Origin of the sequence: Algibacter aquimarinus (genome assembly GCF_039543265.1) — a bacterium.
Lineage (GTDB): Bacteria > Bacteroidota > Bacteroidia > Flavobacteriales > Flavobacteriaceae > Algibacter_B > Algibacter_B aquimarinus.
The window spans coordinates 216,307-230,963 of sequence record NZ_BAABJK010000002.1 but is presented as its reverse complement, the minus strand read 5'-3'; the positions used below and the strand labels follow the sequence as shown (position 1 = coordinate 230,963).

The 14,657-nt window shown below is 33.4% G+C and carries 9 protein-coding genes; all 9 read left to right on the top strand.

The annotated features are described in order from the left end of the window. Window positions 1-138: 138 nt before the first annotated feature. The 9 genes from ABD939_RS00985 to ABD939_RS00945 all read left to right on the top strand — a co-directional run bounded on the left by ABD939_RS00985 (window position 139) and on the right by ABD939_RS00945 (window position 14,592). On the top strand, window positions 139-3,180 hold the full coding sequence (locus tag ABD939_RS00985; RefSeq protein ID WP_345163402.1) for a SusC/RagA family TonB-linked outer membrane protein: 3,042 nt from the start codon (window positions 139-141) through the stop codon (window positions 3,178-3,180). A gap of 10 nt (window positions 3,181-3,190) precedes the next feature. Beyond that, on the top strand, window positions 3,191-4,774 hold the full coding sequence (locus ABD939_RS00980) for a RagB/SusD family nutrient uptake outer membrane protein (RefSeq protein ID WP_345163399.1): 1,584 nt from the start codon (window positions 3,191-3,193) through the stop codon (window positions 4,772-4,774). Window positions 4,775-4,937: 163 nt separating this feature from the next. Continuing rightward, entirely contained in the window at window positions 4,938-6,329 is a 1,392-nt protein-coding gene (locus tag ABD939_RS00975) for a cellulase family glycosylhydrolase (RefSeq protein WP_345163396.1), read from the top strand. 32 nt (window positions 6,330-6,361) lie between these two features. Next, a complete protein-coding gene (locus ABD939_RS00970) occupies window positions 6,362-8,527 on the top strand; it encodes a beta-xylosidase (protein WP_345163393.1) in 2,166 nt (721 codons plus the stop codon). Window positions 8,528-9,008: 481 nt separating this feature from the next. Next, complete coding sequence (locus ABD939_RS00965; RefSeq protein WP_345163390.1) at window positions 9,009-9,806, top strand: T9SS type A sorting domain-containing protein; 798 nt, start codon at window positions 9,009-9,011, stop codon at window positions 9,804-9,806. A 118-nt stretch (window positions 9,807-9,924) separates the two neighbouring features. Beyond that, window positions 9,925-10,239: an L-rhamnose mutarotase gene (gene rhaM / locus ABD939_RS00960; protein ID WP_345163387.1), complete on the top strand. Its 315-nt coding sequence runs from the start codon at window positions 9,925-9,927 to the stop codon at window positions 10,237-10,239. 25 nt (window positions 10,240-10,264) lie between these two features. Next, window positions 10,265-11,578 carry a Gfo/Idh/MocA family protein gene (locus tag ABD939_RS00955; RefSeq protein WP_345163384.1) on the top strand — a complete coding sequence of 438 codons (1,314 nt, stop codon included), beginning with the start codon at window positions 10,265-10,267 and terminating at the stop codon, window positions 11,576-11,578. Window positions 11,579-11,690: 112 nt separating this feature from the next. Next, window positions 11,691-13,883 (top strand): T9SS type A sorting domain-containing protein, encoded by a 2,193-nt coding sequence (locus ABD939_RS00950; RefSeq protein WP_345163381.1) that lies wholly within the window; start codon window positions 11,691-11,693, stop codon window positions 13,881-13,883. 1 nt (window position 13,884) lies between these two features. After that, window positions 13,885-14,592 (top strand): fibronectin type III domain-containing protein, encoded by a 708-nt coding sequence (locus tag ABD939_RS00945; RefSeq protein WP_345163378.1) that lies wholly within the window; start codon window positions 13,885-13,887, stop codon window positions 14,590-14,592. The last annotated feature ends 65 nt before the right edge of the window (window positions 14,593-14,657 follow it).

Genomic DNA, 14,657 nt, shown 5'->3' with positions numbered 1-14,657 from the left:
GAAGAATTATTTTGTTTATAGCTTAAATTGAAATTATATTTTTTTGCGATATTCTTAAAATAGTCAGGATGCAACAGGATAGTTGATAATAATTTACTTATAAATTTGTGAAATAATAATAAACAAACTAAAATATTTATGAAATTAAAAACTACACCAAAGATGTGTCAAAGTTTAATGAAAACTTTCACATGTCTTTTTTTGATGTTGTTCTTTACATCAATGCTAGAAGCTCAAACAGTTTCAGGTACCGTAATTGCTGACGGACAACCACTACCTGGAGCAACTGTTATAGTCAAAGGAACTACAACAGGGACAACAACCGATTTTGACGGAAATTTTACAATTGCTGCAAATGCAGAAAGTACATTGGTAATTTCTTATGTTGGTTTCGCTACAAAAGAAATACTTGTGGGAAATCAAACTCAGATTAATGTAACTTTAGAAACAGATAACAAACTTGATGAGGTTGTTATTATTGGTTACGGTACACAGCGTAAGTCAGATTTAACAGGTTCTGTTTCATCTGTAAGTGCTGAAGATTTAACAGCTATTCCAGTAGCAAGAGTAGATCAGGCTTTACAAGGTAGAGCTTCTGGTGTACAGGTAACTCAAGTTAGTGGAGCTCCCGGAGCAGGTACCGTTATTAGAGTAAGGGGTGGTAACTCCATCACAGGTAGTAATGAGCCACTTTGGGTTATTGATGGTATTGTAGTAGGAACAAATTTCAACTTAAACAACATTAATAGTAATGATATAAAGTCTATTGAGATTTTGAAAGATGCATCATCTATTGCTATTTATGGATCTAGAGGTGCAAATGGTGTAGTATTAGTAACTACAAAAAATGGTGCTGGAGTTGGAACAGGAAAACCACAGATAAGTTTAAACCTTTACACAAGTTCACAAATTTTACCAGAATTACCAGATAGGTTAAACCAAAGAGAGCAAATAGAATTTACAAACGAAAGTGCTCGTTTTAGGTCAGCTGCTGAACCATTTCCAGACGATCCATCTACCTATCCAGATAATGATTGGGTTGATTTGGTATTAGGTTCTGCTCCAATCTATAATGCAGATTTATCTATCGCTGGAGCAACAGACAATGTTAATTATTATACTTCTTTAAATTATTTTAATCAAGAAGGTATTGTAAAGAGTTCAGGTATTGAAAAATATATTTTCAGAACAAATTTAGATATTAAATTAAGTGATAAAGTAAAAACAGGATTTAGATTAAATTACTCTAGATTAGAACAAGATAATGCCTTAGCAAGTTTTAGTCAGGCAGCTTTTGGAATACTTAGAACGCAGCCTATTCGTAATGATGATGGATCCTTTAATGGGTTTAATGATGTTGTAGGATCCCCTTTTTCAAATCCTTTGGCCAACAGAGAATTAAATACTAACGAAACGTTTACTAATAACTTACTGGCAACGGTTTATGTAGAATATAGTCCTGCGCCAAAATGGACTATTCGTTCTACATTCAGTCCAGAATTTAATAATACAAAGCGAAACATATTTAGATCAAGTCAGGCACCAGATTTACTATCAATAGGAGATACTGGACAAGGAAGCGCTAGTGTTCGTACGGTAAATAGCAATGGGTGGAACAATGAAAATACGATTCAATACCAATCAGATTTTGGAGAAGATCATAGTATTACTGCTCTTGCAGGTGCTTCTTTTCAGAAAGTATCTACTGAGATTGCCGAAGCTGAAGCTTTTGGTATTACTAGTGATGCCACAGGTTTTAATAATTTAGGTAATTCAGATCCTACTAGATCTGTAGTAAGTAGTGATTTTACTGGATTTCAAATCGCATCTTTTTTCGGTAGATTAAATTATTCTTATAAAGATAAATATCTTTTAACTTTAGTAGGAAGAACAGATGGTAGTTCTCGTTTTGCTGAAGGTAATAAATACGAGTTCTATCCGTCTATAGCTGGTGCTTGGAAAATATCTGAAGAAGATTTTATGCAAGATCAAGATATATTCCAAGATTTAAAATTAAGAGCGAGTTGGGGTAGGTCTGGTAATCAAGCGATTGGTCCTTACAGAACATTAGGTCTTTTAACAGAAGCTAACACGACGCTTAATGGAGTTGAAGTTCCTGGATTAACTTTAGGAAGACCTTCAAACCCAAATTTACAGTGGGAAACTACGAGCTCATTTGATATTGCTTTAGAAGCATCATTATTTGGAGGTAGAGTATTTACAGAGTTTAACTATTATTATAAAGAAACAGAAGATTTATTATTGGATGTTACTATACCAAGACAAACAGGTTTCAATAGTCAATTACAAAACATAGGGTCTTTAAAAAATTCAGGATGGGAGTTGTTGATAAATTCAACAAATGTTAGCAATTCTAATTTTAATTGGAATTCTACGGTTACCTTATCAGCTAATAGGAATGAGGTCTTAGATTTAGGAGGTGTAGATTTTATTGATATTGTTGTTGATCCAATTATTGGGTCTGGTAATACCCGCTTAATTGTTGGTGAATCTGTTCCTTCATATGTAGGGGTAAGATATTTGGGAACTTGGAAAAGTCAAGCAGAAATAGATGCTTCGGGTAGAACGGATCCTCAAGTTGTTGGAGGGTCACATTTTGAAGACTTAAATGGAGATGGTATCGCTTCATCAGAAGATGCTGTAGTTTTAGGTAGTCCATTTCCAGACTTAATCTTTGGTGTAGAAAATAATTTCTCCTACAAAAATTGGGATTTCTCATTTTACTTTCAAGGAACTCAAGGAAACGAAGTGTACAATTTAAACATGAGAAATAATTATTTCAATCGTGGTGAAACTGTTAAATTCGGTGATTTACGTAACCGTTGGACAGTGGATAATCCAACATCTGATATACCTAGAGCAGGTGCAGACTCGGTAACTAATTCATTACCAAACTCTGAGTACGTTGAAGATGGGTCGCATATACGTTTAAAAACCGTAAGATTAGCCTACAATTTCCCTGTTGAAAAAATGGGATTGAATGGCATTAACAATGCTACTGTTTACTTTTCAGGAACTAATTTATTATTGTTTTCTAAAACGAGATTAATAGATCCAGAAGCAAGTAACTTTGGTCGTAGTAATATAGCACAAGGGTATCTTAGTGCTCAGTATCCTAACCCAAGAGTTTTAACACTTGGTCTAAACGTAACTTTTTAAAAAAACAGATATGAAAACAAAAAATATATTTTTATGTGTCTTTATAGCTTTTGCATGCTTTAGTTGCGAGAGTTTTTTAGAAGAAGACCCTAAAGCGCTTATTTCTCCTGAGTCATTCTTTGCTTCTGAAAATGATGCAAGACAAGCGGTTCAAGGAATGTACGCTATTTTAAAGAATAATTCTATATATGGTCAAGTAGGACTAGATCATTTTTATGACAATGGTTGTGATATTATTGAGCCTAACCGTGCTGCAAATTTTGTTGCTCCCATAGGCAATTACACACTTAATGAAGCAATTGCAGACGTGTCTGTTCAAAAAATGAGTGTTTCAGATACTTGGAAAGATCTTTACAGAACCATATTAAATGCAAATCTAATTATAGAAAGAGTAACAGATAATGAAGCGGTAGGTACTCAAGAAGTAAGAACTGATATTATTGCCGATTCTAGATTTATTAGAGGTTTATGTTATTGGCATATTACCAATCTTTGGGGAGATGCACCTTATTATACTGAAGTGTTAACTCTTGAGGAGATTAGCTCTTTAGGAAGAGCGCCTGAGGCAACTATAATTACAGGAGTTTTAGAAGATTTACAATTTGCTCAAGATAATTTACAAGATGCCTACACTGGAGATCAAAGCGGTAGAGCATCAAAATGGGCTGCAGCGATTGTTATGGCTAAAATTTATATGAAGCAACAACAATGGCAGCTTGGTTTAGATAAGTGTTTAGAAATTTTAAACCAATCTCCTCACAGTATATTACCAACTTACAATGAAGTTTTTGATCAGTTTAACGAATATAACCCTGAAATTATTTGGTCTTTAGATTTTGCCAGAGATATTAATAGTCAATTTGATCCAGCATTTCCAGGTAGATCATTTGCGGGTAATAATAACTGGCGACCAAGTATGTTTAACCCTCGTTTAAGGGATGAGCCTCTTAATACAGATGAAAGATCAGCTTTAGGAGACGCACTTAGAGATAGAGGTGAGGCTTTTAATGGTACAGGTTTACAAGTTGCTTCAAAAGACTTTGCAGAGTCATTTCCAATGAATGATTTAAGAAGAGAGCTAAATATTGTAGATAACTATTTAGGTTTCGATTTAGTATTTCCTTATATGGCTAAATTCTGGAATTTAGAATTAGATAGATCTCCACGTTTTAACCACTCTGATAATAGAATGGTATTTCGATTAGCTGATGTTGCTTTAATGGCTGCAGAATGTGAAAACGAACGTCCTGGAGGAAATCCTGATACTGCTTTTGAATACATAAGAGAAGTAAGAGAGCGTGCTTTTGCAACTGTTGCTGAAGCTGAGGCTATTTTAGGTCTAAGCCAACAAGAGTTTAGAGAAGCTATCTATGACGAACGTAAATGGGAATTAGCAGCAGAAGCTCATAGAAGATATGATTTAATTAGATGGGGAATTTTATTAGACGTAGTTCAAGATTTAGAATTTCGTTTCTGGAATCCAGCTGATAATATCAGACCATGGCACGTAAAATTACCAATTCCTTTACAGGAGTTAGAAAATAATCCAGCTCTATTGGAGTCAGACCCAACAAATAACGGATATAGGCAATAATTAAGTTTTTTATTAAGTTGTTTTAGTTAGTAAAGCCAGGAGATACATCTTCTGGCTTTATGCTTTTTAAAAATTAGTATAAAATTAGTTTAACTATTCAGCACTGTGCAGGACACAATGTTTCATTAGGTATGCTATTTTTAACGTCTTAAAACTAATTTATATGAAGAACAGCTTACTTTTCATTATTTGCCTACTAATCACCTTAACTACATATTCGCAAATAAAACATGGGCTTAGAGATGAACAAGGTAGACACATAATACCTCGCGGTTTTGTTATAAATACAAATGACCACGCAGGTGAAGTGTTTTTTAATAATGATGACTATGCACGCATGGTTAGAATGGGTGCTAATACTCAGGTTATTCGTTTAGAATTAGGGAAGCTAAGTAATTTTCCTGGAGGTAAGTTAGAACCAGATTACCTTAAAAAACTAGATACATTAGTAAGTTTAGGACAACGTTCCGGAATTAAGACAGTATTTAAAATGACCGTTTACGGCGTAGATAAGTTTATATGGGAAGAGTTTTGGCAAAATAAGAAGAAAGAATACAGCACTTATATTGATGCTTGGAAAGTCATTTGGAAAAGATACGCTGAAACCCCCTCTGTTTTAGGTTACGATGTGGTTAATGAGCCAAGAAAATTAACAATGGATATCTCTTATGAGGATTTAACCAATACTTATTTAATACCGCTCTACAGGACTATTATTGATGAAAGTCAAAAAATAAATGCCGATAAAAAAATATTATTTCAATCTATATTTATGAATAAAGGTGAGGGTATTGATAACAATCAGTATGCAGAAATTACGTCGCCTATTAATAGAAAGAATATCATTTTTGCACCACATATTTATCAGAATAAAAAGCATTTAGTAAAGCCAGTTATGGACCGTTTTGATAAAGAATCTGAAATGCTTAACGCACCAATTTTAATTGGAGAATGGGGGTTTCCAACATTTGCTAAAACAGATACACTAGTTTCTGGTAAACTAGGGCAATTAGAGTATAGAGACTTATATATTAAAACAGCCGAGGTGTTTGATAGGATGGGAGTAGGCTCAATAAAAGCTTGGTTTTTAGGAAATAGATCAATGCAACATTTTCTACCTGGCGGGCCTTCAACCTGGTCAATATTTAGTGATAGTACTGATGCAGGAACGGTAGAGCGGAAGTATATTACTGATGTAATATCAAGACCATTTCCTCAAACAATTGCTGGAGATATAGATACGTTTATGTTCAATTTTGCAACTAGAACATTAAATTTAAATATAACTTCCAATAATAGTAAAGGAGCTTCAACAATATTTATCGGTGCAAATCGACACTATCCTGATGGCTTTTCTATTTTAATTGATGACGATATTGTAATGTATCATAATCCATTAAAAAAAGTTAGATTGGAAACTTACAAAGCTCCAAAAGATTTTAATGCATCAGATTTTATATGGGACGAATACACTCAAAAATTAACCATCCTTAAGTGGCCAAATGATAAGAGCAATTTAAACATAAAAATTGTTCCTGGTTTACGCAATTTTTAACTATTAAAAGAACACATTAAAAAACTATATAAATGAAAAAAATACTATTAATATGTTTTGTTGTAGCGGCATTTTTTAGCTGTGACTCCAAAAAGGAGACTTCGAAATCTGGAGACTCAGAAATATCTAAAAAAGTTGAGCAACTCATTAGTGAAATGACATTAGATGAGAAAATAGCAGAAATGACTCAAGATGCACCTGCCAATGACCGTTTAGGAATTCCATATATGAAGTATGGTGAGGCATTACATGGATTATGGCTTGTTCTTGATTATTATGGTAATACAACGGTTTATCCGCAAGCAATTGCTGCCGCTTCTACTTGGCAACCTGAGTTAGTCAAAAAAATGGCTTCACAAACAGCGCTAGAAGCACGTGCTTTAGGCGTTACACATTGTTATTCTCCTAATTTAGATGTAATTTCTGGAGACCCAAGATATGGTCGTGTAGAGGAGTCTTATGGAGAAGACCCTTATTTGGTGTCTAGAATGGGTGTTGCATTTATTCAAGGTTTACAAGGTATGGGTGATGAGCGATTTGATGAGAATCATGTTATTGCAACAGCAAAACATTTTATTGGATATCCAGAAAACCGACGTGGAATTAACGGAGGATTTAGTGATATGTCTGAACGTAGATTAAGAGAAGTTTATTTACCACCTTTTGAAGCTGCTATAAAAGAAGCAAAGGTAGGTTCTGTTATGCCAGGGCATCAAGATTATAATGGAATTCCAAACCACATGAATACGTGGTTGCTAAAAGATATTTTAAGAGATGAGTTAGGTTTTGATGGGTTTATTGTTTCTGACAATAATGATGTTGCTAGGTTAGGAACCATGCATTTTATTGCTGAAACCAGAACCAAGTCAGCTATTTTAGGTTTAAAAGCTGGTGTTGATATGGACTTAGTTATTGGAAAGAATGAAAAGCTAGCAGCATATAACACCAAAGTGTTGAAAGATACATTAACACAGAATCCTGAATTGGTAAAGTACATAGACAAAGCAGCATCTCGTATTTTAACTGCAAAATATAAATTGGGTTTATTTGATACTGAACCAAAAGAGATTGATACGGAAACTGTAAACGCTGGTAGAAAAGAACACCAAGAGTTTTCTTATGAAATGGCTAAAAAAGCAATCATTTTATTAAAGAATGATAACAGTCTATTGCCTTTAGACATGTCTAATATAAAATCTTTAGCAGTAATTGGTCCTAATGCACACGAAGATAGACCTGCAAAAGGCACCTATTCCTTGTTAGGAGGCTATTCTGGTTTACCACCATTTTATGTTTCTGCCTTAGACGGTATTAAAGCTAAAGTAGGCGATAAAGTAAAAATCAATTATGCAAAAGGTTGTGATTTATTAAGTAATTCTAAAGCTGGTTTTCCAAAAGCAATTACAGCCGCTAAAAAATCTGATGCAGTTATTTTGGTAATTGGAGGTTCTAGAAGAACAGGAGGAGAAGGTGTAGATAGGGATAATTTAGATTTATATGGTGTACAACAAGAATTAGTAGAAGCAATTCATAAAACAGGAAAGCCCATTATTGCTGTATTAATGAATGGTAGACCCTTGTCAATTAATTATGTTGCAGAAAACATTCCATCTATTCTAGAAACCTGGTATTTAGGAATGCGTTCAGGTGATGCTATTGCTGATGCTATTTTTGGAGATATAAATCCTGGAGGAAAATTAACTGTTTCTTTTCCAAGATCTGTTGGGCAAGTTCCTGTAACTTATTTGGAAAGACCAGATTTTATTGGTTCTGGAAAAGGATTGTATAAAGACAGTGATAAAACGCCATTATTTCCTTTTGGTTATGGGTTAAGTTATACAACATTTGAATACAGTGAGCCTAAGTTAGGATCTTCCAATATTTCTTTAGATGGAGCAACAACAGTGTCAGTAGATGTTACTAATACTGGAGAAGTTGAGGGTGATGAGGTTGTGCAAATGTATGTCCGTGATGATTTTGCATCGGTAGGCAGATATCTTAAAATGCTTAAAGGTTTTGAGCGTATTACATTAAAGCCAGGTGAGACTAAAACAGTAAGTTTTAATTTAGGTTTTGATGAGTTAAATGTACTTAATCAAGACATGAAAAAAGTGGTTGAGCCAGGAACTTTTACTATTTCAGTTGGAACATCTTCTTTAGAAAAAGACTTGAAAAAGGTAATACTTACAGTAAAATAAACTGCATTCAAATTTTAAAAAAGAGATGAAGAAATTCATCTTTTTTTTTTAAAATTAAAAATAGAATAAGCTTTTATAAATTAATAACTTTTTACCTTAACCTATTCTTTGATTTTATACTATGTGTTTTTTAATTATTCTTTAAAAGAATAATCTACTTGGCTATCAATAAAAATATATAAAATCATTCATATTTATCAGCTGTGTTTACTGTATTATGTTAATCATGAATCTTTTTATCAAATAGATAATTCAATCATTATTTCACTCATGTTATTTATAACTTTCTATAATGTTAACAGATTAACTATTTAGTAGTCTCATTAACAACAGTGTAAGAAAAAAAACATAAATTTACTTCTCACATAATTTTTTATGTTAATCTTATTAAGATTATAGGCTATTGCAGGATAGTACATGATACTATTTAGATTCTTTTTTTCAATATTTAAAAAATTAATTAATCAATTAAACTAAAATTATGAAAAAAACTACTTTAAAAATTACTACTTTTCTATTACTAACTATGTTTGCTTTTCAGGTGCAAGGTCAAGCTTTTGACGGTACACCAGGTATTTACAAAATCAGAGTTAATGGATCTAGTCCAGAACTTTTTGTTACACAAGATAGTGGAGTTAACAACGCAAAGTATCAGGTAGCGGCAACAGCTGGTAATGAGAATACACAGTTGTTTACAATTGTAGCCCATCCAAGTGGAACCATGTGGTCTATCACGTCTCAAATGACTGGTGAAGGAGCGCTTCAACCAAATGATACTTCTGGTACTAATTCTACTATGGGTTTTGGGACTGAAGCAATGGCATCAGGCCAACAAGACCGGTGGGAGATTAGAAATGGAACTAGATTGTTTCTTGATAGTGATGATACTGGTACAGGATGGGAAGGTGCTTCTGCTAAAAGAAGAATTCAAGTAAATTCTGGAGGTATTGCCGCAGACAAATCAATGTTTATGGCTGGTGGCACTCAAGCTGTATTTGATTTTATTCTTGAAACATCATTATTAAGCAATGACAAATTCGATACAAGTTCAATATTTGTTTCTAACCCAGTTAAAAACGAAATAAGTATCAAAGGCTTAACTCAAAACGTTAAAGAAGTTTCAGTGTATTCTTTACTTGGTCAAAAAATGATGACTAAAGAGGTAAGTGCTGAATCTTCAGATGTTTCCATAGACGCTAGCTCTTTAAGAAGCGGTATGTATCTTGTTGAAATGAAAGGAGACAACGGTTCTTACACTAAAAAAATTGTAAAGCAATAAAATAGACTTTACAAAATATTTTTACAAAAACATCCTATCTTTACTTAAAGGTAGGATGTTTTTTTAGTTAGACTTTAAAATAAATTTTTAACCCAGAAAAAAAAACAGCTATTACATTATGCAAAGATTAGCGTTTAAAATGAAGTTAAATAAAGGCCAAAAAGAAGCCTATAAAAAGCGTCATAACGAATTATGGCCTGAGTTAAAACAATTATTAAAAGAAAACGGTGTAAGTGAGTATTCTATATTTTTAGATGAAGAAACCAGTACACTTTTTGCTTTTCAAAAAGTTTCAGGCGATGGTGGTTCTCAAGATTTGGCTGATAATCCTATAGTACAAAAATGGTGGGCATTTATGGCAGATATTATGGAGGTTAATCCAGATAATTCTCCAATTTCCATACCTCTTGAAGAAGTATTTTACATGCCATAATAAAGTTATTTAAAAACATATAATTATGACCAAAATAAAAAAAGTAAAGACCGCATACAGTTCAACAATATCTAGAAGGAGTTTCGTAAAAAATACGGCACTTGCTGTTGGAGGAATTAGTATTATTCCGCGTCATGTTTTGGGTCAAGGGTTTACTGCACCTAGCGATAAAATAAACTTAGGCTTTATTGGCTTAGGTAAGCAAGGAGGTATTTTGGCTAATTATTTTATTTCAAATACAAATGTACAAATAGTAGCTGGTGCAGAAGTTTGGTATGCTAAACAAAATTGGTTTAAGAGTCTTGTAGAAAAGTATTATTCAGAAAAAAGAAATATAAGTAACTATAGTGCTATAAAAACGTATACAAATTATCAAGAATTAATTGGTAGAAAAGATATTGATGCGGTAGTAATAGCAACACCAGACCATTTGCATGCCATACAATCTATAGATGCTATGAAAGCAGGAAAAGATGTGTATTGCGAAAAACCTATGGTTAATACCATAAAAGAAGGACGAGCCATGGTTAATGCCGTTAAAAAATATGACTCGGTTCTTCAAGTAGGAAGTATGCAGCGTAGTTGGAGTCGTTTTATAAAGGCCAAAGAGATAGTTAGTAGTGGTCAATTAGGAAAAATAGAAAAAGTTATTGTTAATGTAGGCAATCCAGCAAAACCATATGATTTACCATCTGAACCTCTACCAAAAGGAATTGATTGGAATTTATGGTGCGGACCAGCACCTTTATTGCCTTACAATAAACTTATTGCTCCAGAGTTTGTTAAATCTTACCCTAAATGGAGAAATTATAAAGAAACCGCTGGAGGCATACTATCAGATTGGGGAGCACACATGTTTGATATTGCACAATGGTGTTTAAATATGGATGAAACAGGACCGGTTTTATATATTCCACCAAACAATCCTAAAGCAGTAAGAGGCTTAAAAATGTATTATGATAATGGAATTGAAATGGTACACGAAGATTTTGGTCGTGGTTGGGGTGTGCGTTTTATTGGATCATTAGGGTCTATGGATGTTAGTAGAAAATATTTAGATACATCCCCTTCAAATATTATAACCACATCAGATACTGACTTAGAAACACTACTTAAAGACAAGGGGAATCATTATCAAAATTGGATATCATCTATAAAGTCTAGAAAACAACCTATTTGTGATGTTGAGACTGGACATCGATCTGCAAGTATTTGTAACATAGCTAATATTGCTTATGAATTAAACGAAACTCTACATTGGAACCCGATTAAAGAAAAGTTTAAAGGTAATAGGTTAGCTAACAAAGCAAGAAAAAGAAAACCACGAGCTTACAATTAAGCTGTCTAATAGTGTGAGTTTCCATATCAAAAATACAGGCAGTACACATCAGGATAGTTTTTTTTAAAAAAACTATTAATTTTATAAAAAATATATTTAAAAGAAAAAACCTATGAAAAAAAAATACGCTCAAAAAAAGAGCTTATTTAGCTACTTGTTAATGGCTGTAATGTTAGTTTTTACTAGTGTTTCAGATGCGCAAGTTGTTCTAGAAAAGGAAGTTAAAATCACAGATTTAGGCTTACATTTTGACGGCAGTAAAGTCTCAAGTGGTACTTCAAATTCTGGAGACAATGCACCCTATGATTATTTTTTTGGTAGAAACATATCAGCACATGGTGATGCCATAAAAACCTATGGTAATTATGTCTTTATGACTTGGTATAGAGGCGGTAAGAATGACCGACATGTCATGTTAACCAGATATAATACAATTACAGGTACAATGGCCACAATTGAGTTTCCTCACAGGCATACTGGCTATCAAAATCAATATTGGATTGGAGAATCACACAATACTATAGCAGTAGGTGTAAGTCCTTTGGATGGAACAATTCATTTGTTGTACGATATGCATGCTTATAGTGCTTCAAGACCCTCTAATGGAAGTTTAGCTAATGATTATTTTAGATATTCATATTCAGTTAAAAATGCAGCTTCGTTATCAGATGCAGATTTTACCTTAGATAAGTTTGTTAAAAACTCTAATGGAGATTATAAACATTTAAGAATGCCAGGAACCGCTGCGCAATCAGAATTTGTGTCATTAACCTACCCAAGATTCTTCCAAAATGATGGTGGGGAGATTTTTATGCTCATGCGTGAGGGTGGAAATAACAATGGTATGTTTAAGTTTATAAAATATGATGCTAATACTGGAGAATGGGGCAACTTTACAGATTTTAATAGGTTGAATGCAAGAAGTCAACCAGGAATTGACTTTAATTGGGGACTTTACGGTGATATGAAATATGTTAACGGCAAGTTTCGTTTAGGTTTTCAACGTAGGTCTCAAAATAATGATGATAAATTTCTTTATCAAAACGGAGTGTATTATGCCTATTCTGATGATCAAACCGCTGCTACAGGTTGGAAAAATCATAAAGGAGAATCTTTTAGTCTTCCATTATTGGATGCCGATTTCATAAAGGTTATGGAACCCGGAGATTATGTTGCAACAACTCAGCCAAACCAAGTATATATTGTTGGTGGTTTTGATTGGACAGTAACTGCTAATGAAGATGTACATATTATAAGTCGAGTAAGAGATAGTGAGAATAATGTAACCAAGAATTTACATACTTATCGCCCATCCGGTGCTACAGATTTTATTACTTCAGAAGATTTTTCAGGAGGTTCAGCAATTTACACATCAGGAGATAGTGTTTTTTTAATTGGGTTAAATAGTAGTGGTCGTGTATTTGTAGAGAAAGCAGTAGGAGGAACCAATAATTTCACTAATGTATATGAAGCAACAAGTGGTAGAACTTTTGATCATGGTGTAGTGCACATTGAAAATGGAAAAGTTTATTATTACCTCATGGAAGATAAATCTGGTAATTCACAACCACTGTATCTACAAATCATAGATTTAGATATTGTACCTGCCGATCCTACATTACCAAATAATTTCACAATACAAGCCATAGGTGAAACTTGTACAGGAAAAGAAAATGGGGTGCTAAATATTAATGGTGCCGCTACACATGATTACATAGCTACTATAGATGGAGTTAGCTACGATTTCACAAAAAATAAAACTATTGAAGGCTTAAGTCCTGGTACTTATGATTTGTGTATAGAAGTAGTTGGTGAAAACTACACCCATTGTTATGAGGTAACCATAGAAGAAGCAGAAGGATTAACAGGTAAAATAAGTATTAGTAAAAAATCAGCAACAGTATCTGTGCAAACAGGGAAGGCACCTTTTACTGTTATAAAAAATGGGAAACAATTATTTGAAACGTATCAATCAAACTTTTCTGTAGATGTAAATCATGGCGATAGTATACAAATAAAAAGTAAAGAAGCCTGCCAAGGAGAGATGGTTAAAACTGTTAATTTACTCCAAGAGCTTAAGGCGTATCCAAATCCTACAAGTGGGTTGTTTGAAATGTATATTCCCAATAGTATAGATACCATAGATTTAGAGGTGTATAATATACAATCTCAACTAGTAGTTTCTAAAACTTATACCGCAAATGCTGGCAAGGTACAATTGAATTTAGAAGATAAACCAAATGGTATTTATTTTGTAAAAGTTAATGCTGATCAACCAGTATTTGTTAAAGTAATAAAAAAGTAAAATGAAAAAGACATATTTATATTTAATAGTAGCTGTGGGGTTGATTATGATGTCTTGCAGCGGTGGTGGAGATGATCCAGAGGAGATGCAAAAACCAGATGAAAATACTGCTCCAACAGTACCTACACAAGTGTATCCATTAGACAATACAATTTGTACAGATAACAATGTTGTATTTGAATGGAATGGATCTACGGATGCTGAAGGGAATGCAATAACGTATAAGATTGAAGTATCAGAGAATAATTCTTTTTCACCCATATCACATACGGCAACTAGTTCTTCAGAATCAAAATTAATTAGCTTGGAGAAAGGGAAAGCATATTATTGGCGTATTAAAGCAACAGACAATCGATCAGCAGAAAGCAATTATTCACCAGCGATGCAATTTTTAACGGAGGGAGAAGGTGTTTCTAACCATATTCCTTTTGCACCAAGTTTATTGTCACCTGCACTAAACTCAGAAGTAGATGGCACAAGTACAACACTAAGTTGGTCAGCATCAGATGTTGATGGAGACGCTTTAACATATGATGTTTATTTAGATACTAATGCAGACCTAACAACAAAAGTGTCTGAGAATCAATCAGCAACTACTTATGATGCTACAGGTTTAACAGCTGTAACAACTTACTATTTTAAAGTGGTTGTTAAAGACGGTAATGGAGGTGTAAGCATAGGGCAAGTTTGGAGCTTTTCTACAAAGTAGTTTAATTATAATTAATAATAAAAGCTGTTATAGTCAATTTGATTGTAACAGCTTTTTTATGTTTT

Coding starts and splice junctions, on each gene's coding strand:
- ABD939_RS00975 (WP_345163396.1), top strand. CDS start 4,938: ATGAAGAACAGCTTACTTTTCATTATTTGCCTACTAATCACCTTAACT.
- ABD939_RS00945 (WP_345163378.1), top strand. CDS start 13,885: ATGAAAAAGACATATTTATATTTAATAGTAGCTGTGGGGTTGATTATG.
- ABD939_RS00980 (WP_345163399.1), top strand. CDS start 3,191: ATGAAAACAAAAAATATATTTTTATGTGTCTTTATAGCTTTTGCATGC.
- ABD939_RS00955 (WP_345163384.1), top strand. CDS start 10,265: ATGACCAAAATAAAAAAAGTAAAGACCGCATACAGTTCAACAATATCT.
- ABD939_RS00950 (WP_345163381.1), top strand. CDS start 11,691: ATGAAAAAAAAATACGCTCAAAAAAAGAGCTTATTTAGCTACTTGTTA.
- ABD939_RS00965 (WP_345163390.1), top strand. CDS start 9,009: ATGAAAAAAACTACTTTAAAAATTACTACTTTTCTATTACTAACTATG.
- ABD939_RS00985 (WP_345163402.1), top strand. CDS start 139: ATGAAATTAAAAACTACACCAAAGATGTGTCAAAGTTTAATGAAAACT.
- ABD939_RS00970 (WP_345163393.1), top strand. CDS start 6,362: ATGAAAAAAATACTATTAATATGTTTTGTTGTAGCGGCATTTTTTAGC.
- rhaM (WP_345163387.1), top strand. CDS start 9,925: ATGCAAAGATTAGCGTTTAAAATGAAGTTAAATAAAGGCCAAAAAGAA.